Genomic DNA, 24,356 nt, shown 5'->3' with positions numbered 1-24,356 from the left:
GAAAAATGAAAAATCTGGACTGCAATGTTTCTATTCATTTATCAATATGGGAAATAACCAGGTCTTATTACTGGATATCAGAAGGACGTAATATAAAACGGCCTTTTTATATTCTTTTGATTATTTTGTGCTGTTTGTTATCTGGTAATGTTTCTGCAGATTCCAGGTTTTTTGCCGGATTGATTTCCCCTGATAATGTTAATTTGAGTACTCGTGACTTCCTGCGATTTCATGCCATTAATGATTCACAGGAAAAAGTAAATATCCTAATGTATGCATTGGGAGTGCAGGATGCAACTGAAGGTAAAACATGGTGTGTTGATGAACAGGTTGACAGGGCGATAATAAACCAGACGGTCCTGGCTTGGCTTGAAAGGCAGTCAATAATAAAGTTTGATTTAAGGGCTTCAATAATGATTGAGGATGCCTTAGTTAAAAATTATCCCTGTCAGGGCAAGGTTCCGCAGACAAAAAACATTTCCAGGTTATCTCCTGTTCAGTCTCTGACGCCAGAAGCATATAACCTTTCCGGTAACGACTTCTTCCGGTTATGGGTATCGGGTCATCAACAGGATAAATTCAGGGCAAGCATCTATTTGCTTGGCGTCGAAGATGCAACAGAAAATAAATTATGGTGTGGATATGATTTATTTAAGACTCTGACGCTAAATGAAGCCGTCTATACTTCTCTCAAAAATAAATCGAGTGAAGAACTTAATGGTCGTGCAGCAGATCTTATTGTTAGAAAATTAATGGAGTATCCATGTGATACAGGAGGAAAAAATGAAACCTTCATTCTCAACGCTAAAAAAAAATCATAATTCGGCAGATTTCAGTAACCCTGACTTTGTTGAGTCTAAAGAGTTTTATGCAGGTATTGGTTATGATCAAGGAAAACTTGGGGTTCAATTTGAAAATACCTGTGCTGCACGAATGAGCGTGGCACTGATTAAATCAGGAGTAAAATTTAAAGGGCGTCTCCTCCCTATAAAAGAAGGGAAATGGAAAGGCAGGCGACTTGAAACGGGTGCTAAAAATCTGGCGGATGAACTTTCTCATGCATCTGTTTTCGGTAAGCCAGAGATCTGGCGCGAACCGGCTAAATTCCAGACCGAATTGGGTAATAAAAGAGGCGTGGTATTCTTCTGGAAAATTGATGGGTATGACGGTGGTAGCGGCAGTCATATTGACCTGATTGAGCCGACCAGCGCCGGAGCAATATGTCATTCGCACTGTTATTACAATTGTAAACAGATCTGGTTCTGGGAGTTACGCTGAATATGAGGTGTTTTTTACAGCATTATTGATAAATAATATCAATCTCAATGTCATGTAATTAAAAAGTAATTTTAGTTTTAAAGGACTGTAGTGGAAAGTTATCTGCTTGTCCCAATATTCCGCTATTATTGATTACAGTATAGCGAGTCGAAATATAATGCAAAAATTTCTCAACCTGCTTTTTTCCCGCCGTACGCTGGCAGTCGTTGCCGTGGTGATACTGGCGCTGCTGGTCTGGTTCGTCGGACCCTTGATCTCATTTGACACTTTCCACCCGCTGGCGTCGGCTGGCAGCCGGGGCGTTACCATTATCCTGTTGTTGATGCTGCTTCTTCTTTGGCTGGTGAACTGGTCGATGAGTATTATCGGCGTCACTATCCTGTGTCTGGTCATTGGCTTTGTCTCGCCGTTACTGGCGTTTGGCGATGTCCGTCCGTTTGCACCGTTGTGGCTGCGACTGATGCTGATTGGCCTGATTCTGGCAGTTTATGCGCTATACGGCCTGTACCGCCTGTGGCGGGCGCTGCGCATGGTCAGTCATATCGTCACCAAAGCCAGTGGTGAAGTGAATGAATATGGATATGGTTAGGTCGGAAAACTAATAATAAAACAAGCCGTTCTGACCTGACTATTTTTTAACAAAAAGGAGACAGTATAATGCCTTGGGTATACAAAATTAATGCACATTCATTTTACTTAAATGGTAGATATCAGTTCGATGCCAGATATTCTGGTAGATTGGGTATTAAAAATGACTCCGTTAATGAATGTGTAAGAAATAATGGGCCATTGCCAAGAGGTACATATACAATTGGGCCTGCATTTTTTCATGTCAGAGCAAGAGCATGGACGATGAGGCTCACTCCTTATCCTGAAAATAAAATGTGCGGGCGCGACGGTTTTATGATACACGGCGAGAGTTCTGCCCATCCAGGAGAAGCTTCTGATGACTGTATAATTTTGGATTTACCTTATCGCAAAGTTATTGCTGCCAGTTCGGATAAAATATTAGTGGTAGAGGATTAATATGTTTAAGGTAATAGTCTGCCTGTTAGCTGGTATACCTGTAACTTCTTATGCACAAATTAATGGCTGTGCTACGGTTGGAGCCTCAATGGAGTTATCGTTATTTGATGCAATGAAACGTGACTTGAATATAAACACCTCAACCATTTAAAAAAATAAAACAAGGGTAGAGGTTCTTGATGTCTCTCCTGTGTCTAAACTCTACGCAGAGTCTTTGGCTAAGATTGATTATGAAAAGGATAAAGCCAGAAATAAGACAGCAACGTTAGATGAAAAATCCTATTTTGATAGTTACTATGAGAATCATACAAAGTCAATTGTGGCAAAATATACCTATATTAACATTAACAGGGAAAAAGATGTTTTTATTGCATCCAGTCTTATAAATGAAAATGAGTGCTCTGTAAGATTTAATGGCTATATTATTCTGTCCAGAGCGTTTTGATGTGAATTAAAAATTGCATGTAATTCATGCTGTTCGAGAAGTGGAGAGTATGCTCATTATACTTCACTGATTCCAAAATTTTTATTTTACAGGTTTGGTGATATTGCAGGACGTCATTTATTTTGTTTGTGCTGAATCGGGAAAACATTTTCAGCTTTTAGCCTTTTATTGTTGATAATTACCGCATGGAGTGCTGAGCAATAATGCAAAAATTTCTCAACCTGCTTTTTTCCCGGCGTACGCTGGCAGTCGTTGCCGTAGTGATACTGGCGCTGCTGGTCTGGTTCGTCGGACCTTTGATCTCATTTGACACTCTCCACCCGCTGGCGTCGGTCGGCAGCCGGGTGGTGACGATTGCCCTGTTGCTGATGTTGCTCCTCCTGTGGCTGGTCAACTGGTCGATGAGCATAATCGGCGTCAGTATTCTGTGTCTGGTCCTTGGATTTATCTCGCCGCTGCTGGCATTTGGCGAGGTACGTCCGTTTGCGCCGCTCTGGATCCGCCTGACTTTGATTGGCCTGATCCTGCTGGTTTACGCACTGTATGGCCTGTACAGGCTGTGGCGGGCGCTGCAGGTGGATGAACATTTACTGCGCCGTTTCCTGCATCCGCGCGGGGACGATGTGCCGGTTGCAGGCGAAATCAAAGCCGATCTGCGGACCGTCAACCACATTGTCACGCGGGCGGTCCGGCAACTGAAACAGTTGCGGGTGGATATACCCGGCTGGCGTAAGGTATTTGAAGGCAAGCGTTTCCTGTACGAACTGCCGTGGTTCATGGTGGTGGGCAGCCCTGGAGATGGTAAAACTACAGCTTTGCTTAATACCGGATTGCAGTTCCCGCTGGCTGAACAGATGGAGCAGACTTCGCGTATCCTGACCGTGCCGGGCGGCGGTACGCTGCACTGTGACTGGTGGTTCACCAACGAGGCGGTGCTGATTGATACCGCCGGGCGTTATGCGCGTCATGATGACGGTGGTGAAGGAAACGCATCCCAGCGTAACGCCGGGGAGTGGCTGGGCTTTCTCAACCTGCTGCGTAAACACCGTCCCGGCGCGCCGCTGAACGGTGTGATCCTGACGCTGAACGTGGCAGATCTGACAACGCAGTCTCCGACAGAGCGCCTGGCGGTCTGCGCTGCGATGCGCGCGCGGCTGGCTGAACTGCGCGAGACGCTGGGTATTCGTTTCCCGGTGTACCTGGTGGTTACCAAAATGGATCTGCTACCGGGCTTTGCGGAATATTTCCGGGCGCTGACCAGCCATCTCCGTGCGCAGGTCTGGGGTTTCGCGTTGCCTTACAGCCGCAGGCGTAAAGCGAACGACCCACAGGCGTTACACGCTACCTGCGAACAGGAACTGGCGCGTCTGACGCTACGGCTGGATCAGGGGCTGGATACCCGGTTACAGGAAGAATACGACCTGCACAGCCGTCAGCGGCTGTATGGTTTCCCGCGTGAATTTGCCGCGCTGGGCATACCGCTGCTGGACGCCATTGACCAGATCTTCCTCGATTCAAAATTCGACGCCACCCAGTTGCACAACACGCTGCGTGGGGTGTTCTTCACCAGCGCGGCGCAGGCGCAGGCGGATGCTGTGGCCGACCAGATGAGTATCTGGCAGCGCTTTGTCCGGGCGATGAGAAACGCCCGTGGCGGGAGCGCGGTTTCCCAGCCACCTGTCCAACCGGACGGTAACCGCAGCTACTTTCTGCACGATCTGCTGACCCGGTTTATTTTCCGCGAAGCGCACCTGGTGGAACCTAATCTCCAGTGGGCCTGGCGTTATCGCCTGCTGCGTACCTGCGGACACCTGCTGGTGCTGGCGCTGGCCGTCTGGCTGTGGCAGGGAATGCAGGGCAGCCTGCTTGGTAATGGTAGTTATCTCAAAGAGGTCAGTGCGCGAGCAACACTGCTGGATGGTGATGTCAACGCGTATATCGGAAAACCCGCGATGCAGCCTGTTCCGGCGTTATTGAACCAGGCGCGGGCGCTGTCTGCCTGGCCGGGGCTTGACCCGGACTCACCGCCGCTGGCCTGGCGTTATGGGTTGTACAGCGTGCCGCCAGTGACAGGCAGCGTGGTGTCACTGTATGACCGCCTGCTGGATCAACTACTGCTGCCGCCATTGGTGAAACGTATGGAATATGTGCTGGCGGACGCCATCGGTCGCCAGGACAGCAAAGCGGCATATGATGCCCTGCGTGTCTATCTGCTACTGAATCTGGATAAGGATCATGAGGATAAATACAACGCAGCAGAGATCCAGACGTGGGTACTCAAAGATCTGGAAAACAACGACAGCGTGACGGAATTTGGCGGTCGTGCTGCCGTACTGGAACATATCGAGGCCCTGTTTGATGGTAGCCGGGTGGTACATTCGCCATATGACCGGGACGAGGATCTCATCCGCCAGGCGCACGCATTTCTGGACAAACATACCAGCACCGAGCGCATTTATGCGCGGGCGCTGGCTGCTATGGAAAGCGAAGCACCGCAGGAGTTCACGCTGGTACGCGCGGTGGGTGCGGATGCCGGAACGGTCTTTGTGCGTACAGATGGTGCGCCGTTGGATCGGGGTGTGCCCGGCATTTTCACCCGCGAAGGCTACCGGGAACTGTTCGATAAACGGCTGCCGGAGTTCGTCGCCGCCGCGTCAGCGGACGATGCCTGGGTGATGGGCCGGGAAAGCACGCAAAAAAAAACGACTGATATTGTGATGAACCAGCTACCGGGACAGGAACTCCCGGTTACCCGCGAAGTACGCCGTCTCTACCTGGCGGAATACGCCCGCCGCTGGCAGGACTTTCTGGAAAGTATTCACAGCATCAACAGCGCTGGAGAAGAGGGTAGCTCGGGACTTGCGTATGATTTACAGGTACTGCGTATCCTGGCGTCACCTGACTCACCGTTGATGCGGCTCGGAAAAGCGGTAGTGGAGCAAACAACACTGGTGCCGCCGCTGGACGCACAGGCAAAACAGAAAGCGCTGGCGCAACGTGCGCAGGACAGGCTATCCGGCAATGCTGCCAAAGCGGCGCAGACGGCGAAACTGTTTCAGGATATCCACCCGGAAGAACGGCTTGAGAAAACGCTGGTGGATGACCGTTTCGCCGCGCTGCGCGAAGTGGTGTCCGGGCATGGCGATAATGCCGGGCAAAGTGGCAGCGCGCCGCAGCTTAATTCACTGCTGACTATGCTCAACGAGTATTACACCCAGCTCACCATTGCTGACAGCGCGCTGGCGGCAAGTACCCTGCCGGGGCGCATTAGTGCGGCGGATAAATTACAACTGGAGGCGGCGAAACTGCCTGCACCACTGAAAAATATCCTGCTGGATCTGACGCAGCAGGGGACGCGCAAAATCAACGCCGGAACCGGCGAGGTGTTGAACGCACAGATGGAAGCGGTGATTGGCGACGACTGCCGTGATGCCGTTGACGGGCGCTACCCGTTCGCTGACAGTCCGCAGGAAGTCAGCACTGAGGATTTTAACCGCATTTTCGCGACAGGCGGCGTGCTGGATGCGTTCTGGAGCAAACAACTGGCACCAATTGTAGACACCGCCAGCAACCCGTGGCGCTACAAACCCACCGAAGGCAACATGACGTTGCAGGGGCCGGATTTGACACCGTTTCAGCAGGCGAAGCAGATCCGCAGCGTGTTCTTTAACGGGGAAGGCGGGAAAAAGTTCTCCTGGGCGATGCAAATCCGCGTGGTGGAGATGGACCCGGCTATTACGGAACTGGTGATTGACATTGACGGTCAGGTGCTGCGTTACGCCCACGGGCCGGACAGGCCGTTGAAGGTGAACTGGCCGGGGCCGCGCAACGGTTCAATGGCGGAAATCACCGCCAGCCCGCGTATCCGCCAGGATACCTCCACGCTGCTGACCGGTGGGCCATGGGCGCTGTTTCACCTGCTGGACGCCGGGAAGGCGCAGGAGACGGCGGTGCGGGGAACGCAACAGGTGGAATACGATTTTGATGGTCGCCGGGTAGTGCTGGAAATCACCGCCGGGCGGGATTTTAACCCGGTGAACCGGGATCTGTTGCAGGACTTTAGCTGTCCGGGGAGAACGCTGTAATGCGCCGGGCAGTGGGGATATCGGCCCCGGCCATCTTCGGTAAACTGCCGGACCAGCGGGATTATGTACGCTGGCGGGTAAGTGCGCAGCAGGGACAGGTCTGGCAGGGGTGGCTGAACAGGCAGACCTGGCTGGGTCACGGACGCCATATTGTGCAGCCTCAAGGTCAGGCTAATGCCGATGAAACGCATGATGGCTGGATGCGGCTGTCACCGCCTGAAACGCCGGTGCCAGAACTCCATCATCCACTGCCCTGGAGCTTTGTGATGGCACCGGGATTTTTGCCCGCAGGTGGCAGGGATGAATGGCTGACCGGAGTGTTGGTGGCTTCGCGCGACAGTGTGGGAAGGCCGTGGCCGCTGGTGATATATCAGCGTACCGGGCGGGAATGGCTGGAAGAGACATTGCCGGAAACGCAGGGCTGGCTGTACTGGCTGGCGAGAATAGCAGCGCAGCACGTATCGCCACAGCCAGAGCGGCATGGTCGGCTGGCGGTGCAGACAGACCAGTTATGGGCAATGTGGCAACCGGGGTCGCGATGGACGCAGTGGCTGCGCGGGCTGCGTCGTGTGCCCCAGCGCAGCCGGATACTGACCGGATTGCCCGATGTGCCAGTGGTTGAACTACCGGGCGTGCGTTATCTGCCGTGGCCGGGCTGGCCGGGAAAAATGCTGATGCAGGCGCAGCAAGGACAGGGCTGGTTCTGGCAGCAGAACAGCGAAGGACGATATGTGGATGCGCTGAGGCTGAGAGTGACCGATAACGAAGGCAATGAAGAATGAAAAATGCGGAAAACAGGTGGAAGGTTGCACAGACAACGCGAATGCAAAGCGACTTTGCAGGTATTTGTAGACCAGAAGATAATTTATTATTGAATGGCGTATTTTTATGGGTTGAGATAAATGGCCCTGGTCATGCTTTTGTTTCGGTACATATGAATAATACCGTTTATCTGTACACTTACGGGCGATACGGAAGAACCGGGTCCAGCATGACAGTAGGAGATGGCATTTTAAATTTCTTTGAAGGAGATGATGCCAGGTATTATTACCACTATGAGCTTTATCAAATGGAAGCACGTGCATTTAAAATCAATGATGCTAATCCGATATTGGTGCGTGAATTCTTTGAGGGGTTATGGAATGCAGCAAAACCAGCTATTCCATCTGAAAATATGACAGGAAGAACAAAGTCTCGGGGCCGCACGATTGATGTCTATGATTTGACAGGAAATAATTGTACAACTCATTCTATTGCTGCGGTTAAATATTCTAACTCAAAGCTTTTTGAAACGAAATACATGTTGCCAACTCCGCTGTCACCAGGAGGAGGGGGAGCTTCATCACAGCGCTCTGTAGATACTGAAATCGATTTCACGATCCCATATTCATTGCTGCGATACCTTGTTAAAAAGAACGCTGATTTTTCATCAATGCAGGTAATGGATATGACTAGTGAATTCAGGCGGCAATATCACAATGCTGGAAATATAGAACCTTCTGCTGAGGACTCAAATGGTGCAATAATGGGGGCAGGGGCGGAGAGTTCGGCTTTAGTGGGGGCTGGAACGCCATATTCTGGAGGAACATTGGGTGGCTTATCAGGAAGTTCATATAATGAAAAATAAATTCTGGATTCGTTGGGGATGTATTATGTTTATCTGTGTAATTTATTATGTTCTGATGTTTTGTTTTAATGTTGTATTTGCAGTGAATTTTTCGGAGACAGTAAGTTCGGGGGGGGATTTCACTCCTTCTCAATGTGTTTGGTTTGCGAAGCAATTACTGTCTGATCATAACAATTCAGCTCTTGTTTCCTTTGTTGGCTTTTTAATTTGTATGCCACTTATTTTATTTGTTTTTAAAAAAATAAGATGATTGATGTGATCGTTATTATTCATGCTTATTCTGGTGTCTATAATGATTTGGCTGATTTTACTGTAAACAGTGCAATTTAAATTTCTTGTCAATATTAACCAGACTACCAGATGCTTTATTTTAATATGGTATTAAAGGAGTTAACGCTATGAGTTTTGTATCCACGGGTAACAAATCTGTTGGGAATGGTGGACCCGCCATCACCACACCGCCTGTAGCCGGTGAAAGCGGCAGTGTTAGTGCCGGTTGACGTGAGCAACGGAGCAAGCGGTAGAGTCACTGTTGGTGCATTACTGGAACCATCAGGCTGATACTGGTGGCAAAACAGCGAAGGGTTGTATGTGAATGTGCGCATGTTGATTCTGAAAATATCAATGCAAAGAATATGACAATAAGCACATTGATGGGAAATGAGTCAATAATAAATGGAGATGAACATGGGTGATTCTCGTGATGAGACTATTCAGAAGGCATATGATGCTTACTATGATATAATATTGGATGCGCGTTATATCAGGGATAATGACAGTTGGGGCGATTTAAGAATAGATCGCGAAACTGGTGCGATCACTTTATTATTAAGATGGAAGTATAATTGGATAAAAAGATGGGATGCAAAAAATGACTGGGCAGATATAGAGAAAAAATCTTTTCACGGAAATGTTATTCTTGCTATTAACAAGGTGTGGAATAATAAGATTTTATTTTCTGTTTCTGGAAAATCAGATTTTGCTATGAAATTTAAGGGGGCAAGTTTACCTTTTACGATAGAAATAGTTCAAACCAATCAGCGTGGATATTGGAATGTGGTAGTATTTAAAATCAATAATGACGTTCCAAATAGTTTTCATCAGAGTAAAATTATATGGGGAAGTAGGTATGTTGAGCTCGATTCCAAAGATTTAATTGCGGCTGTCAAATGTCTTGGTGTATCAAATATCTGTCGCCCGCAAATTGGGCTGGTTCACGAGCTTGGGCATATCGTTGGATATCTTGCCGAAGAATACTATAGTGATGATGCAGATAAAGCAATAACACCATTCTCTTGGGATGCCAGTGCGTTAATGAGTATTGGGATGGAATTGCGTGCTCGTTATATGCAGCATGTCATTGAACGTTTAAATAGAATAGTGCCTGGCGCTAATTTTTTTGTAAAAAGCGTAAAAAAATGAAATTGATGTATATTGTTATAATTCTTTTTATGATAGTTGCAGGGAATGGTGTTGCTTATATTCCTGAGCATGCTTATCTGAATGCAAGCGGTATGTATAATGGAGTTCAAGAGACAGTCTTATTGAAAAAATACAGTAAGCCAGAGCGTGAATATATAAAGCCACGTTATGAATTCGTTGGAGAATATTATGGTGGCATAGAGAGCGTTTATCGGTCAACTAACCCTGAATTCAGAAATGTTCCTATTAAGGAAATGTTTTGGCACCTGAAGGTGGATTTAAATTTGACATGTTGGCTTCATTATAAAAATGGGCAGTGGATAGTCATTTCCTATGTATTCTGGCCGCCAGGAACTTTATTTTGATTCGGTATTAAAGGAGTAAACACCATGAGCTTTATATCCACAGGTAAAAAATCTAGTCCGGGGAGGGGGCCTGTCGTCACCACGCCGCCTATAACTGGCGGTATCACGGCAACTTCAGCCGTCGCAGATACGGCGGGGGCTGCAGAACAGATAGCAGAACAGGCGCTGGGTTCTCTGTTTGGCAACCTGCCGGAGCCTTCAGGACTGGTAAAAGCTGCGGTAGCTGCACAGGCCACTGCAGTGGCGGCGGGTCTATCAGATATGGCAGACTCAGCGCAGGATGCGGTGTCGTCGCTTGCTTCCGGTGCTACAGGCGGGCCAGGGATTCATAACGTGACAGTGAGCGGTAGCGCAGTGCCGCCGCAGATGCTGCTGTTTGCCAGTCTGAACGGTTCAGAAAAACTTGGCTACCTGTTTACCTATGTTGTGCAGCTAAAAACCCCGGATATGCTGAATCTGGGTTATGTCTCACCCGCCGCTAACTTGCCGCTCAAACCGATGGTGGGCAAAGACCTGTGTGTCAATATGGAATTGGACGGCGGCGGCAAACGGTTTATCAGCGGTCTGGTGACGGCAGCAAGAGTTGCTGGGTATGAAGGCCGTTCGGTGGTGTATGAACTGCGTATTGAACCATGGTTGAAGCTACTGACCCACACCAGCGACTATAAAGCGTTCCAGAACAAAACGGTGGTGGATATTCTTGATGAAGTCCTGGCTGAATACCCCTATCCGGTGGAAAAACGACTGGTGGAGAACTATCCGTCGCGTACCTGGCAGGTACAGTACGGGGAAACCGATTTTGATTTTATCCAGCGGCTGATGCAGGAATGGGGCATCTACTGGTGGTTCGAACACAGCGAAGACAGCCACACGCTGGTACTGGCTGACGCCATTAACGCTCATAAGGTGTGCCCGGACTCGCCAGTAGTGGAATGGCACCAGGAGGGGCTGAAACTGGATAAAGAGTTTATCCACACCATCACAGCAGATGAGAGCCTGCGCACCGGGCAGTGGGTGCTGGACGATTTCGACTTTACAAAACCACGCTCACTGCTGGCAAATACAGTAGCAAACCCGCGTGAGACAGGCCATGCAACCTATGAGCATTATGAATGGCCGGGAGATTATTTCAATAAAGGTGAAGGCGAGATGCTCACGCGCATCCGCATGGAGGAACAACGTAGCCCCGGTAGCCGGGTTGGCGGTGCAGGGAATATCCGCACGCTGATGACAGGATACACCTTCACGTTGATGAATTACCCGACGGCTGAAGTCAACCGGGAATACCTGCTGGTGCAGACCACGCTGTTTTTGCAGGACAACGCGCAGCATAGCGGTCAGGATCAGCATTTTACCTATGTCACCACGTTTGAACTGCATCCAACCAGCGAAGTCTACCGCCCGCAGCGGACGGTGAGCAAACCCCACACCAAAGGCCCGCAGAGCGCTATCGTCACCGGCCCGGCGGGGCAGGAAATCTGGACGGATAAATATGGCCGGGTGAAGGTGCAGTTTGGTTGGGATCGCTACGGTAAGCGCGATGAAAACAGCTCCTGCTGGATCCGTGTCAGCTATCCGTGGGCCGGCAAGGGTTTCGGGATGATCCAGATCCCGCGTATCGGCCAGGAAGTGCTGGTGGATTTCAAAAACGGCGATCCGGATTTGCCAATCATTGTGGGTCGTACTTACAACCAGGACACTATGCCGCCGTGGGGATTGCCGGGAATGGCGTCTCAGAGCGGGATATTCAGCCACTCGCTTCAGGGCGGACCGACGAACGGAAACATGCTGCGCTTCGACGATAAAACAGGTGCGGAAGAGGTGAAGTTCCATGCTGAAAAAGACCTGAATACCACGGTAAAAAATAACGAAACCCACACGGTGATGGCCGATCGCACGAAAACCATCATTCATAACGAAACATCCACGGTAAAGATCGACCGCACGGAATTTGTTGATGGTAAGCATACCGAAACCATTAAGAAAGACCGGGATATCACCATAACAGAAGGGAATCAGACGCTGACCGTGAAATTGGGCACCAGTACTGAAACGGTGGAAAAAGACATTACCATTGCGTCAAAAACTGGCGCTATTCACCTGACTGCGGCCACGCAGATTACGCTGACGGTGGGAAGCAGCACTCTCGTGATGAATTCAGACGGCACTATTACGCTTAATGGTCCCACCCATCTGGCGCTGAATCCACAGTAATCCATTTCATGATTTTTCAGGGAAAAATAACAATGCAGTATCTCATTAATGAAGGACATTTCACCCTGCCGGGAAACTGGCAGGACAGCAGCATGAATATTCTGACGCCAGTGCTGAGTGCGGTTGCCGGCGCGAATGTCGTTGTGACCCGTGAAATATTACCGGATGGCGCGCAGTTTGATGACTATCTGGCGGTGCAGAAAAAGAAATTTCGTACTGAGCTGACAGAAATGGTGTTTACGGTAGAAGAACGCTGTCATGTGGAGAAACATCCGGCGGAATACTGGGAGTTTAGCTGGAATAACAAGGGCGTGACCATACAACAGCTACTGCTGGTAATGCAGAACGAACGCCAGGTGTTGACGCTGACCTATTCCTCAACACAGGCGCTGTCAGAAGAGGATCGAAAAGCCATGCGAGCGGCATTACTGAATTTTCAGTTTGGGATGCCACAGGAAGGGAAATAATTCTGCCGGACAGGCTGGAGGGATGAGCAGATGGCGGAAGAGAAAAGTGCACAGGAAAAATTGGCAGAGCTGGATCAGCGCGAAAGTAATGCCGGAACAGTAAGCGCCATTGCTACGGGTGGACATATTGCCAGCACTGGCATTATGGTTGCCAGTATGGTGGGGGCTACGGCAAAAGTAGGTATATCGGCAGCGGCAGCGAATACCTGTGCTGCCGGAATAGCCAAAGCTGTTGCTGGCTTTGGCGGCCCTTTGCTGGCAGGGCTTGCGGGAGGGATGTTGGGCGGGTGGCTGGGGGTCAAGGCTGGCGACTGGTTTATGGATACAGTGGGTAAAGGTCACGCGGTTTCAGGCCCCACGGATATTCCGGCCTGCGTGGGGCATCATATTGTTCATAATAACTCTTTTCTGGGGGCGATTGGCGGGCTGATTGGTGGGCTGATTGTCGGGATTGCGGTGGGGGCGCTGGTCGTCGCAACAGGTGGTGCCGCACTGGGGGTGCTTGCGGCCACGGTTGCTGCCGGAGCCGGAGGACTTGCCGGGGGATTTGTGGGAGGGGCTGTCATGGCCATTGGCTCCCGTTGGGCGTCTGAAACCGGGCAGATCATAAAGGGCTCACCGAATGTCTCTTTTGAAGGAAAAGCGGTGGCTCGTGTTACAGATCCCGTTGACTGTAGTAAAGATCCTGGCACACCTCCTCCACAGATAGCCGAAGGCAGTAAAATTATTTCCGTCAACAGCCTGCCGCTGGCGCGTAAGGGCCATAAAATCACCTGTTCGGCAGTGATTCAGGAAGGATGTAAAACCATCACGGCGGATAAGACAACCGGACAGTATGGGCCGATTAATGCGGATATGACGGTACTGGAACAATCTGTTGTGTCGGGTCTGGAAGTGTTAACTGCGCTCTGGGGGGCAAAGCAGTTAAACAGAGCCGCAAATGAACGTATCAGCCAGGGATTCAGCGATCCGGTGGACGCCGGAACGGGTGAGTATCTGGATTACCGTACCGATTTTTACTATCCGCATATTTTACCGCTGACGCTGAAACGGGCTTACTCTGGCCGCCACCCGGTCAGCGGCCTGTTGGGCAGTCGCTGGTTGTGTAACTGGTCGCAATATCTGGAATTTGATGAAGATGGACAGCATGCGACTTATTTTGATTCAGAAGGCTTATGCCCGGCCTATGCCACGGCACAGGAGCCATACAACAGCCGTAACCTGCTTGTTCCGCACTATCGCCTCCTGGGCAACCATGAACGGGCCATTATCTTCGACGAACACACGCAACTGGGCTATATCTTTATGCCCGTCACTTCAGACGCACGCCGCCTGCGGCTGACAGCGATAAAAGACCGCAACCGCAATCAAATCCTCTTCACTTATAACGCCATCGGTCACCTGACAAACGTGACGCACAGCAGCGGGTTGCAACTGCGGGTGATGTGCGGCCCACAGGGGCAGATATATCGGGTTACAGACGAAGCCGACGGCAGCGAGCTGGTGCGTTATGACTATATCAGCCACGGCGATGAACAGCGACTGAGCGATGTGCAGACCCGTTTTAACGGCGCGCTGCATTACACCTACACAGAGCAGGGCTGGCTGAGTTCCTGGCGCGACAATGGCCCGACGCACTTCCACCTGCGCTATGACGATGAAGGCCGGGTGATTGCAACGGGTACACAGGAAGGCCTGTATAACGATACTTTCCGCTATTTCCCGGATGAGCGCAGAACCGACTATACCGACGCCACCGGGGCCACCACCACGCTGTGGTTTGATGAGACCTGGCTGCTGAAAAAACAGCGTGACCCGCTGGGTCGTATTACGGAGTGGGAACGTAACGAATACGACCAGCCATTGTGTATCCGCCAGCCGGGCGGGTGCATCACACAGATAAAGCGCGACTACGCCGGGCGTGTCCTGAATGAAGCGGACGAGAACGGGCGTAAACGTGAATGGCAGTGGGACGAGTTCGGTCTGTTAACCGCCTATAAAGACCACCGTACCACGGCGGCATACCGCTACAACACGGAAGGGAACCTGGCGCAGCGGGAGGTGAACGGCTGGAAATGGCAGTACCGTTATACCGAAGACGGGCTGCTGAAAGACGTACAGCACCCTGACGGCAGCCATGAGCAGTGGCATTACAGCGCCAGCGGTGGACTGTTGAGTCATACCGATGCAGAAGGCCGCACAACCCATTACACGGAAGACCGCTGGCTGCGGCTGACGGGGCGGGTGGATGCGGAAGGCCGCAGCACGAACTGGCGGTATCGTCCGGGAGACGATAATCCGCATGAAAAGCTGAGTGCGGTTATCCGGGCCGACGGTGGCGCAGAAACCTTCCGCTACGACGGCGAAGGTAAAATCGCGGTGCATTCCGGGGCGATGGGCCAGACCACGCGTTACCGGCACGGGGCGTTCGACCTGCTGCGGGAAGTGGACGACGCGGGCGGGCAGCGGATACTCTGCGACTACGATGGCGCAGCAAGGCTGACGCAGCTTACGCGCAGCGGTAACCAGCGCTGGCGGTTGTACTACGATGCGGCGGGCCAGATGGCCGGAGAGGATGACTGGTCGGGACGCAGAACGGTCTATATCCGCGATGAACAGGGCAGACTGGCTGAAAAACACCGTCCGGACGGCAGCGTGTGGCGGTATGCGCGTGATGAGTATGGCCGGGTGACGACCATCAGCGGCGACCATCAGCAACTGTGTTATCAGTACGACCGCCATGACCGGATGGTGAGCGCGCAGGTGTATGAGCGCAGTGATGCCAGCGAAGAAGGCTACACGCTGACCAGCGAGGTGAAACTGGAGTGGGATGAGCAGCACCGTCTGGTGGCGGAGGAGCAGGACGGCCAGCGCACGGAATACCGCTATGATGAAGCGGGACGGCTGGCGGGCACCACAACGCCGGACGGGGAAACACAGAGAGAATATGATGCTTCCGGCATTCTGACGGGCTACCGCAGCAACGGCCACCGGATGGACTTTGGTCATTCCCCCTCAGGCCTGGAAAAAAGCAGACGTTACCGCCCGGAGGATGAGGAAAGCTGGCTGACACAGACGCCGCTGAACCATGCGGTGTACAGGCAGGAGCAGGGGTATGACGCCTGCGGGCGTACGGCATGGCAAAAACAGGGCGCGGAGCGGCTGGCCGGCAGTCACCCGAGCGTGGCGTCATGGCGACCGCTGGGGGAACACCGTTACGCGTGGGATAAATCGGGCCGCCTGACCGGGCATGAAGTGTGGTCGAAGACGCGCGCAGAACGGGAAACGCGTTACCAGTACGATGCGCGAGACCAGATAACGAACGTACTGCGGCTGGACGCCGACGGCCCGGCGCAGGAAGAACGCTACCGCTATACCGTAAACGAGCAGATAGCGGAAAGCCGGATAAACGGCATTCTGTCGCAGCACCAGTACAGCCGTGAATGCGTAAGCCAGGCGGGGAACAGCCGTTATGAATACGACACCTGCGGTCGCGTCACGAAGCGCACAGAACAGAAGAACGGCTTCCGTCCGCAGGAATGGCGCTACCGCTGGGACGATTTTGACCGGCTGCGTGAGATAAAGACACCGGACGGAGAGGTGTGGCAGTACAGCTACGACGCCTTTGGCAGAAGAACGGCAAAACGCAGCATCATCCGCGCAGCGTGGAAACGAAGTCCGCACGCCATCAGCGAAGTGCGTTATCAGTGGCTGGGGATGGCGCTGTCGGCAAGCGAGAAGCGGTATGCGGACGGCAGTCCGGCGCTGCGTGAGCAGTGGCACTACCGGGGTGGATTTGAACTGCTGGCGAAGGAAAGCCGGGCGGCGAATGATGACCGTAGCAACTTTTACCCGATAGTGACCGGCCCGGACGGCGCGCCGCAGGAGATGTACAGCGCGAACGGTCGGAAGGTGTGGACGCGGCAGCGCAGCCTGTGGGGACTTCCGGCGGCGAACGACTCGCCCGCCAGTGACCGCGAAAGCTGTGATGCGGGTTTTGCAGGGCAGTGGGGTGATGAAGAGAGCGGGCTGTGGTATAATTTACACCGCTACTACGATGCCGGGACGGGGCGGTATATAAGCCCTGACCCGATAGGGCTGAGAGGCGGGTTAAACAGTTACGCGTATGTACAGAATCCGCTGTCATATATTGACCCACTCGGACTGTGCAAAACAGATATAGACAGTTCTTATCCAGGCCCTAAATTACCAGATAGGATAGCGTCAACTTTTGAAAATGGAATGTATACAAACAGGAAATTGACTCAAGATGAGTTTTTGTATAAATATCATGGAATAGATAATAGAACGGGTCGAAAATTTTCATGGCTAACAAATAAGCTATATTTATCAGAAGATGCATTAAGGCAAGAACTTGCTATTCGACATGATTGGGGTGTGGATATTACTGATGTGTCAAAATTTAGAACCCCCCAGGGTACATGGCTAAGTGAGGGAAATGCAGCAGCTCAAGGTGCTGGATATCCCGGCGGTGGATATCAGGCTGTGATATCGAATGTTCCTGATGTTTGGGTAACCAATACAACAAAGGTTCCGTGGTAATGAAAACAAAAAATTTGCTTAATGCATTAGATGAAATAATCATTGAATTGAAAAATAATGGAAAGATACAGTCTGCTAATTTCTTTTTATTAAGATATGAGAATATAAAAAATTTAAATAATCATTTAGAATCTATAAAAGAATTATCTACATGTAGAGCAATGGCACAATATGCTAATTTTTCTATTGCAGAGGAAAATAAGCTTGATAAAATAGTAGATTATGCTACCGCTATTTTAGCGGAGTATAAAATATAATAAAACAGAACAAAGCCGTGAAGAATATTAAATCTCCCCGGCTTTTATTTTTACACTTCTCGCAGTACGCCGGATATCCCGCGCTTCATCCCCTTAACCACCTATTTAACCTGATAAAGTTCCTTCCGCAGCTCCTGTGCCTCGTTGCACTCCGCAATCAAAATCAGACACCCTTCTGAAACCTTCACGGTAACCGCCGTCCCGGTCTCAAACCCCGCCTCCGCCAGCCAGTCGCCCTTAAGGTGCAGGCTGGGGCTGCGCGTATATCCGGTGGGTTGGTGTGGGAAATGCCGACATAGCCGATTTTAAGACGGCGCAGTGTTTTGGATGAATTTTTGATACTTAACATGCTGATTATATAGTAAAATAGGTATCGTGCAGATAGCTTGTTTTATCAAGGTATGGCGGTAGCACATGAATTATGACACGGTAATGTCAGGAATATACGAACAAAATCGGTAGTACGATCCGCCGATCGGATAGATTCGTTGTCCCGACCCGATCGGGCTGGCGGGGGGATTAAACCTTTATCAGTATGCACCGAATCCGCTAAGGTGGATCGATCCGCTTGGATTAAGCAATCTGCCTGTGACTTCCTGGCCGCCTAATGATGGTGCATTTGGAATTGTAGAAAATGTAACCCTGGAGCCAGGGATGGAAATCGATAGGTATGGATATCCCAGAGGAAAATACCTTTCTCCTGTTAATACACCATATTCAATGAGAGCTTTGCCCCCTGGAACAAATGAATCACCGTACTCAGTTTATAAGGTTATGAAACCAATAGAAAATGTTTCCAAGAGTAAAATTGCTCCGTGGTTTGGCGAGATGGGAATGGGAACACAATATAAATTAGATAATTCCGTCCAAAGTTATCTTGATTCAGGTCACTTAAAAAAGGTCAGAGGGTCTAAATGTGGATAATCGTTCTCTTGTTAACTTTTTGATTAATAATAACTATCCTAAAGATAGTTACTCTGTGCTTGAGGTGAAAAATGAATCTCTATGTTTAATAAAAGAAAATGAAATATGGATCATTTTTTATAGCGAACGGGGACAGCGAAGTGATCCAAAATATTATTCAAATGAAGATGTTGCCTGTCATGTTTTTATTGATGAACTTAACCATATGTTGAGATATTTATAACTTAATAAACAGGGGAATACCCACAATAAAATAGAATTAAAGCCGGGAAAGAAACCAACTCTTCCCGGCTTCTTATTATCTAATTCTCGTTCAGTCCACTAAACAACCGCATCCTTAATCTCCTTAACCATCTGTTTAGCTTGATAAAGCTGCTCACGCAACTCCTGCACCTCGTTGTTGTCGGCGATGATGGTCAGGTGGCGGAGCACACAACCAGCGACGGCGAATATTACCGTTTTCAGTACGATTTTGCGGGCGGTCAGACGGTGGTGAGCGGCAAGCCGGAGCAGAAGTGGCAATGGTGGTTTGATGAACAGACGTATGTGACCGCGCACCGGACACCGGGTGGCGGAATGTACCGCTTCACGTGTAACGACAACCATTTCCCTGTTGCCGTGGAACTCCCCGGCGAACGTACGGTAACGCTGGAATACGACACCCTGAGCCGGGTGGTGAAGGAGGCGGACCCGGAAGGGCGTATCACGCGGTACGGGTACGATGAACAGGGGCTGCTGGCCACGCGTACCGACGCGCGGGGCGGAGAAGTTGCTCTGGTGCATGATGCGCGCGGGCAACTGACGATGTACACCGACTGTTCAGGGCGCAGCACCGGCTATGAATATGATGAAGACGGCAACCTGACGGCGGTGACGGATGCGGAAGGAAAAACGGTCCGCATCCGCTATAACCGCCTGGGTTTGCCGGAGACGGTCAGCCACCCCGGTAAACAGCAGGACCGTTACACCTGGAACGCGCTGGGCAGGCGCATCAGGAAGGTGACGTATGACCGGCACACGACCGGGCGGGAGCAGAGCCGGAGCACGTTTGTGTGGGAGGGGTCTGGCTGTTGCAGGAGACGACGTGGCAGGGAAAGCGGACGTTCCTGTACGACGCGGAGCAGCCTTACACGCCGGTAGCATGCGTGACGGGGCGCGGAGAAAGCCGGAAAATCGGGTATTACCACACGGATGTGTCGGGCACGGTGCAGGAGGTGATCGCGGCGGACGGTACGCTGGTGTGGGCCGGCTACCAGGCGGGGTTTGGTGAAAACCGGGGAGATATCAGCAACAGCGGGACCTACTTTGAGCAGCCACTGCGGCTACCGGGACAGTATTATGATGAAGAAACGGGGCTTCACTATAATCTGTTCAGATATTATGCGCCGGAGTGCGGCAGGTTTATCAGTCAGGATCCGATAGGGCTGGCGACTCACTAAAGAAGTGCGACCCACATCAATGCCTCAGAAAGCCTGAGTCAGCAATGATTAAGGCTTTCGTTGTTTTAGTCTCTCAAAAAATCAGCGCAGGATAAACGGGTCGGCATCCTGCCAGGCTGGGAAGACTTCCCGGTACTCTTTCAATGCGCTCAGCGACAGTTCAGCGTCAATGCGCGTGGCCTGATGGGCTTCCGCTGTTGCAATCACTTCCCCCTGCGGATTAATGATTCGGCTGTCTCCGCGATAATGATGGCCGTTACCGTCTGTGCCGACGCGGTTACACCCGGCGACCCAGGCCTGATTTTCAATTGCGCGTGCAGCCAGCAGCGTTTGCCAGTGCAGCGAACGTGGAGCCGGCCAGTTGGCGACATACAGCGCCAGATCGTAATCATTCAGATTTCGTGACCAGACCGGGAATCGCAGGTCATAACAAACCAGTGGAAGAATGCGCCAACCGCGCCATTCCACGATCACGCGGCGGTTGCCTGGCTGGTAATGATGATGCTCTTCAGCCATACGAAACAGGTGGCGCTTGTCATAAAAGTGAACCATGCCTTGTGGCTCAACCAGAAAAAAACGGTTCACCGCCCCCTGTTCAATTTGAATGGCAGCGCTTCCGGCCACCAGTGCATTGGTCTGCTGCGCTTTTTCGCGCAGCCATGCGATAAGTGTTTCTTCCGCCAGTGAGCGATCGGCGGCTTCCATCGCAAAACCGGTGGTGAACATCTCCGGTAAAACGACCAGATCGCGTCCGGTCATGGCTTCCAGTTGACGGTCAAAGTGACGCAAATTCGCCGGGCCATCCATCCAGACCAGCGGTTGTTGCAGCAGCGTAATTTTCAAACCAGGCACGGTAGGGGCTCCTCGTCGAACGGCATTCTGACACTGTAGCACGTGATTTCAGGAAATGTGGGCGATAAAAAGCCCCGCCGAAGCGAGGCTAAAAGGTTAGGCGTAAACGTTATGCGGCTTCGACTTTACGTACTTTCTCTGGCAGCTTTACCGGCTTCGTCGCCAGCTCCTCTGGGTCAAAGTCATCCACATTGATGCTGCGCAGACGGCTTTCTTCCGCTTTGACCAGAATGGCCGCTTCGTCGTTGTCAATTAAGCCTTTCGCCAGGGCGTTTTGCGCCAGTTCATCCAGACGGGTAAACGGCAGGTTTTTGCCAATCTCTTTGCAAATACGCTGGTGGATTGGATCGGCGGCCATCACGTCCAGCAGCGCCTCTTCCAGTAATCCCACCGGATTATGCTCGCTTGGCGTCAGGTACTGACCACGGCCAATACGGTCACGGGTGGCACTCGGAATCTGCAAAATCTTCGCCACTTTATGATCCAGTTTGTCCGATGGGGCCAGATAGTGACGGCCTGTCGGGAAGATCACTACCTTCAGCAGACCGGCAACCAGACGGTTCGGGAAGTTTTGCAGCAGATCGTCGATCGCCTGTTCCGCTTTATACAGCGCATCCTGAACGCCCCAGTGAACCAGCGGCAGGTCGGCCTCATGGCGGCCTTCGTCGTCATAACGTTTCAGTACCGCCGAGGCCAGATACAGTTGGCTTAGCACATCGCCCAGACGGGCGGAGATGCGCTCGCGGCGTTTGAGGCTGCCGCCCAGCACTGCCATTGACACGTCGGAGAGCAGCGCGAGGTTCGCACTCAGACGGTTAAGATGCTGATAATAACGCTTCGTCGCATCGCGGGTCGGCGTTTGGCTGGTTAAGCCGCGCGTCAGACCCAGCCAGAAGCTGCGCACCTTATTGCTGCCGACGTGGCCGATATGTTTGAACAACAGTTTGTCGAACGCAGTGACATCGTTATTCTGTGCAGCCGCCATCTCTTCCAGTACATACGGGTGGCAACGAATTGCCCCCTGACCGAAGATCATCATGCTGCGGGTCAGGATGTTGGCACCTTCCACAGTGATGGCAATCGGCGCGCCCTGGTAAGCACGCGCCAGGAAGTTGCCTTCACCCAGCATAATGCCCTTACCGCCAGTAATATCCATCGCGTCAATGATTGACTGCTGACCGCGATGAGTACAGTGATACTTGACGATTGCCGACAGCACCGCCGGTTTCTCACCCAGCATGATGCCGTAGGTGATAAGGGACGCGGCGGCATCCATCACGTAAGCGTTACCGGCAATGCGCGCCAGCGGTTCTTCAATCCCTTCCATTTTACCGATGGAGATTTTGAATTGGCGACGAATGTAGGCGTAGGCACCGGTCGCCATCGCGACGGATTTCACTCCGCCGGTCGAGTTTGACGGCAACGTAATACCGCGACCAACCGACAGACATTCCACCAGCATACGCCAGCCCTGACCGGCCATTTTCGGGCCGCCGATGATGTAATCGATCGGCACAAACACGTCTTTACCGAGCGTTGGACCATTCTGGAACGGGACGTTCAGCGGGAAATGACGACGACCAATTTCCACACCCGGCGTTGAGGTAGGAATTAACGCACAGGTGATCCCCAGCTCTTCATCGCCGCCCAGCAGTTTATCCGGATCGGAGAGTTTAAACGCCAGCCCCAGGACGGTGGCGATAGGCGCGAGGGTGATGTAACGCTTGTTCCAGGTCAGGCGCATCCCGAGCACCTGCTGGCCTTGCCACTCTCCCATGCAAACAATACCGGTATCCGGAATGGCGCCCGCGTCAGAACCGGCTTCCGGGCTGGTCAGCGCAAAGCAAGGGATCTCCTGACCACGCGCGAGGCGCGGCAGGTAATGGTCTTTCTGCTCTTGCGTACCGTAATGCTGCAACAGCTCGCCTGGACCTAAGGAGTTTGGTACGCCCACGGTAATCGCCAGGATCCCGGAGACGCCGGACAGTTTTTGCAGCACGCGAGACTGGGCGTAAGCGGAGAATTCCAGCCCACCGTACTCTTTCTTAATGATCATCGCGAAGAAGCGATGCTCTTTCAGGAACGCCCAAAGTTCCGGCGGCAGATCGGCCAGCTCGTGGGTGATCTGGAAGTCGTTCGCCATGCGGCACGCTTCTTCCACCGGGCCATCGATGAACGCCTGCTCTTCGGCGGTCAGACGCGGTTGCGGATAGTTGTGCAGTTTTTTCCAGTCCGGTTTTCCCTGGAACAGATCGCCTTCCCACCAGGTGGTGCCGGCATCAATCGCTTCTTTCTCCGTACGCGACATCGGCGGCATTACCTTCCGGAAGCCACGGAAAACCGGCGCGGAGATCATCGATTTACGCATCGGCGTGACATTGAACGGCACGAGGAGAATGGCCAGTGGAACCAGGAGCCAGATATTCCACAGTCCGGCCACGCCAAGCGCAGCCGTCCAGGCGAGCAAAATCAGACTGCTGAGAAATAAGCTCACGCGGTGATAAAACAGCGCGCCGAGCAAAACGATCGTAGCGAGAATACTCAAAATCATCATAACGAAAAGCTCCCTTGCTTGTAGGAGGTCTGACCACTTGTGATATTATGGTTGTAGTGGATGTAAAATCTTTTATCAATGTGTTTACAAAATAATTACAACAAAGCTCACATTGTTGCCGTTTACAGCGGCACGAAAAATCAAAAGCTGTCGCCATCAAGGTGGCTTGTGCTTCTCGCTGCCAGTGCTATCCGGTACACTGCATCCTGTCATTTACATTCATGCTGAAGGATATCCTCATGTACCAGGATCTTATTCGTAACGAACTGAACGAAGCGGCGGAAACGCTGGCTAATTTTTTAAAAGATGACGCCAACATTCACGCCATTCAGCGCGCGGCGGTTCTGCTGGCAGACAGTTTTAAAGCGGGTGGTAAGGTACTCTCCTGCGGTAACGGCGGCTCTCATTGTGACGCCATGCACTTTGCAGAAGAGCTGACAGGGCGTTATCGCGAAAACCGTCCGGGCTACCCGGCCATTGCGATTTCCGATGTCAGCCACATCTCCTGCGTCAGCAATGATTTTGGTTACGACTACGTCTTTTCCCGTTATGTGGAAGCGGTAGGGCGCGAAGGCGATGTGCTGTTAGGTATCTCGACGTCTGGCAATTCGGGTAACGTGATCAAAGCCATCGCTGCGGCACGCGAAAAGGGGATGAAAGTGATCACCCTGACGGGTAAAGATGGCGGCAAAATGGCCGGTACCGCCGATATCGAAATCCGCGTTCCGCATTTCGGTTATGCTGACCGTATTCAGGAAATTCATATTAAAGTGATTCATATCCTGATTCAGCTGATCGAAAAAGAGATGGTTAAATAAGTCTTCGCCGGGGGCTTGCG

Annotated in this window: 16 protein-coding genes and 6 pseudogenes; 19 read left to right on the top strand and 3 right to left on the bottom strand. The window is 51.7% G+C overall.

The window, feature by feature from the left end; all coding sequences use genetic code 11:
• Positions 1-5 precede the first annotated feature (5 nt).
• From KE671_RS21845 to KE671_RS21780, 15 genes and pseudogenes are all read left to right on the top strand, one after another.
• A complete protein-coding gene (locus KE671_RS21845) occupies positions 6-821 on the top strand; it encodes a Rap1a/Tai family immunity protein (RefSeq protein ID WP_206164712.1) in 816 nt (271 codons plus the stop codon).
• Positions 784-1,278 (top strand): T6SS effector amidase Tae4 family protein, encoded by a 495-nt coding sequence (locus KE671_RS21840; RefSeq protein ID WP_206164711.1) that lies wholly within the window; start codon positions 784-786, stop codon positions 1,276-1,278. The genes KE671_RS21845 and KE671_RS21840 overlap by 38 nt, the downstream gene beginning before the upstream one ends.
• A 157-nt stretch (positions 1,279-1,435) precedes the next feature.
• Positions 1,436-1,831 (top strand): annotated as a pseudogene (locus KE671_RS21835) (type VI secretion system membrane subunit TssM); the annotation flags it as partial.
• Between the two features lie 104 nt (positions 1,832-1,935).
• Complete coding sequence (locus KE671_RS21830) at positions 1,936-2,304, top strand: tlde1 domain-containing protein (protein WP_206164710.1); 369 nt, start codon at positions 1,936-1,938, stop codon at positions 2,302-2,304.
• 1 nt (position 2,305) lies between these two features.
• Positions 2,306-2,749: pseudogene (locus KE671_RS21825) on the top strand (Shiga toxin A subunit).
• A gap of 203 nt (positions 2,750-2,952) precedes the next feature.
• Complete coding sequence (gene tssM / locus KE671_RS21820) at positions 2,953-6,834, top strand: type VI secretion system membrane subunit TssM (RefSeq protein ID WP_206164709.1); 3,882 nt, start codon at positions 2,953-2,955, stop codon at positions 6,832-6,834.
• A complete protein-coding gene (locus KE671_RS21815) occupies positions 6,834-7,616 on the top strand; it encodes a TagF domain-containing protein (RefSeq protein ID WP_206164708.1) in 783 nt (260 codons plus the stop codon). Before tssM ends, KE671_RS21815 begins: the two co-directional genes overlap by 1 nt.
• A complete protein-coding gene (locus KE671_RS21810; protein WP_241029984.1) occupies positions 7,613-8,461 on the top strand; it encodes a hypothetical protein in 849 nt (282 codons plus the stop codon). The genes KE671_RS21815 and KE671_RS21810 overlap by 4 nt, the downstream gene beginning before the upstream one ends.
• 398 nt (positions 8,462-8,859) lie before the next feature.
• Positions 8,860-8,958 (top strand): annotated as a pseudogene (locus tag KE671_RS23145) (hypothetical protein); the annotation flags it as partial.
• Between the two features lie 190 nt (positions 8,959-9,148).
• A complete protein-coding gene (locus tag KE671_RS21805) occupies positions 9,149-9,883 on the top strand; it encodes a hypothetical protein (RefSeq protein ID WP_094464963.1) in 735 nt (244 codons plus the stop codon).
• A complete protein-coding gene (locus KE671_RS21800; RefSeq protein WP_206164707.1) occupies positions 9,880-10,248 on the top strand; it encodes a hypothetical protein in 369 nt (122 codons plus the stop codon). Before KE671_RS21805 ends, KE671_RS21800 begins: the two co-directional genes overlap by 4 nt.
• A gap of 24 nt (positions 10,249-10,272) precedes the next feature.
• Entirely contained in the window at positions 10,273-12,462 is a 2,190-nt protein-coding gene (locus tag KE671_RS21795; RefSeq protein ID WP_206164706.1) for a type VI secretion system Vgr family protein, read from the top strand.
• A gap of 32 nt (positions 12,463-12,494) precedes the next feature.
• The gene (locus KE671_RS21790; RefSeq protein WP_206164705.1) at positions 12,495-12,929 is read left to right on the top strand and encodes a DcrB-related protein; all 435 of its coding nucleotides are present in this window, start codon (positions 12,495-12,497) and stop codon (positions 12,927-12,929) included.
• Between the two features lie 30 nt (positions 12,930-12,959).
• Entirely contained in the window at positions 12,960-17,492 is a 4,533-nt protein-coding gene (locus KE671_RS21785) for an RHS repeat-associated core domain-containing protein (RefSeq protein ID WP_241029983.1), read from the top strand.
• Positions 17,492-17,749 (top strand): hypothetical protein, encoded by a 258-nt coding sequence (locus KE671_RS21780; protein WP_206164704.1) that lies wholly within the window; start codon positions 17,492-17,494, stop codon positions 17,747-17,749. The genes KE671_RS21785 and KE671_RS21780 overlap by 1 nt, the downstream gene beginning before the upstream one ends.
• A gap of 101 nt (positions 17,750-17,850) precedes the next feature.
• On the opposite strand, the pseudogene KE671_RS22890 reads toward KE671_RS21780, so the two are convergent.
• Positions 17,851-18,098: pseudogene (locus KE671_RS22890) on the bottom strand (SymE family type I addiction module toxin).
• 146 nt (positions 18,099-18,244) lie between these two features.
• Here KE671_RS22890 and KE671_RS22940 point away from each other — a divergent pair.
• The 3 genes and pseudogenes from KE671_RS22940 to KE671_RS22935 all read left to right on the top strand — a co-directional run.
• Positions 18,245-18,673: pseudogene (locus KE671_RS22940) on the top strand (glycohydrolase toxin TNT-related protein); the annotation flags it as partial.
• On the top strand, positions 18,666-18,896 hold the full coding sequence (locus tag KE671_RS21760) for a hypothetical protein (RefSeq protein WP_206164702.1): 231 nt from the start codon (positions 18,666-18,668) through the stop codon (positions 18,894-18,896). The pseudogene KE671_RS22940 and the gene KE671_RS21760, both read left to right, overlap by 8 nt.
• 251 nt (positions 18,897-19,147) lie before the next feature.
• Positions 19,148-20,100 (top strand): annotated as a pseudogene (locus KE671_RS22935) (RHS repeat domain-containing protein); the annotation flags it as partial.
• A gap of 93 nt (positions 20,101-20,193) precedes the next feature.
• Here KE671_RS22935 and KE671_RS21745 read toward each other — a convergent pair.
• Positions 20,194-20,964 (bottom strand): amidohydrolase, encoded by a 771-nt coding sequence (locus tag KE671_RS21745; RefSeq protein WP_206164700.1) that lies wholly within the window; start codon positions 20,962-20,964, stop codon positions 20,194-20,196.
• Positions 20,965-21,073: 109 nt separating this feature from the next.
• Positions 21,074-23,518, bottom strand: a complete 2,445-nt coding sequence (fadE, locus tag KE671_RS21740) for an acyl-CoA dehydrogenase FadE (RefSeq protein ID WP_206164699.1) — start codon at positions 23,516-23,518, stop codon at positions 21,074-21,076.
• Between the two features lie 239 nt (positions 23,519-23,757).
• Between fadE and lpcA the strand changes: the two genes are divergently transcribed.
• Positions 23,758-24,336, top strand: a complete 579-nt coding sequence (gene lpcA, locus KE671_RS21735; protein WP_028017728.1) for a D-sedoheptulose 7-phosphate isomerase — start codon at positions 23,758-23,760, stop codon at positions 24,334-24,336.
• Positions 24,337-24,356: the final 20 nt, after the last annotated feature.

Source organism: Citrobacter amalonaticus, assembly GCF_018252635.1.
In the GTDB taxonomy this organism is placed as follows: Bacteria; Pseudomonadota; Gammaproteobacteria; order Enterobacterales; family Enterobacteriaceae; genus Citrobacter_A; species Citrobacter_A amalonaticus_E.
This window is presented reverse-complemented; position numbering and strand designations above follow the sequence as displayed.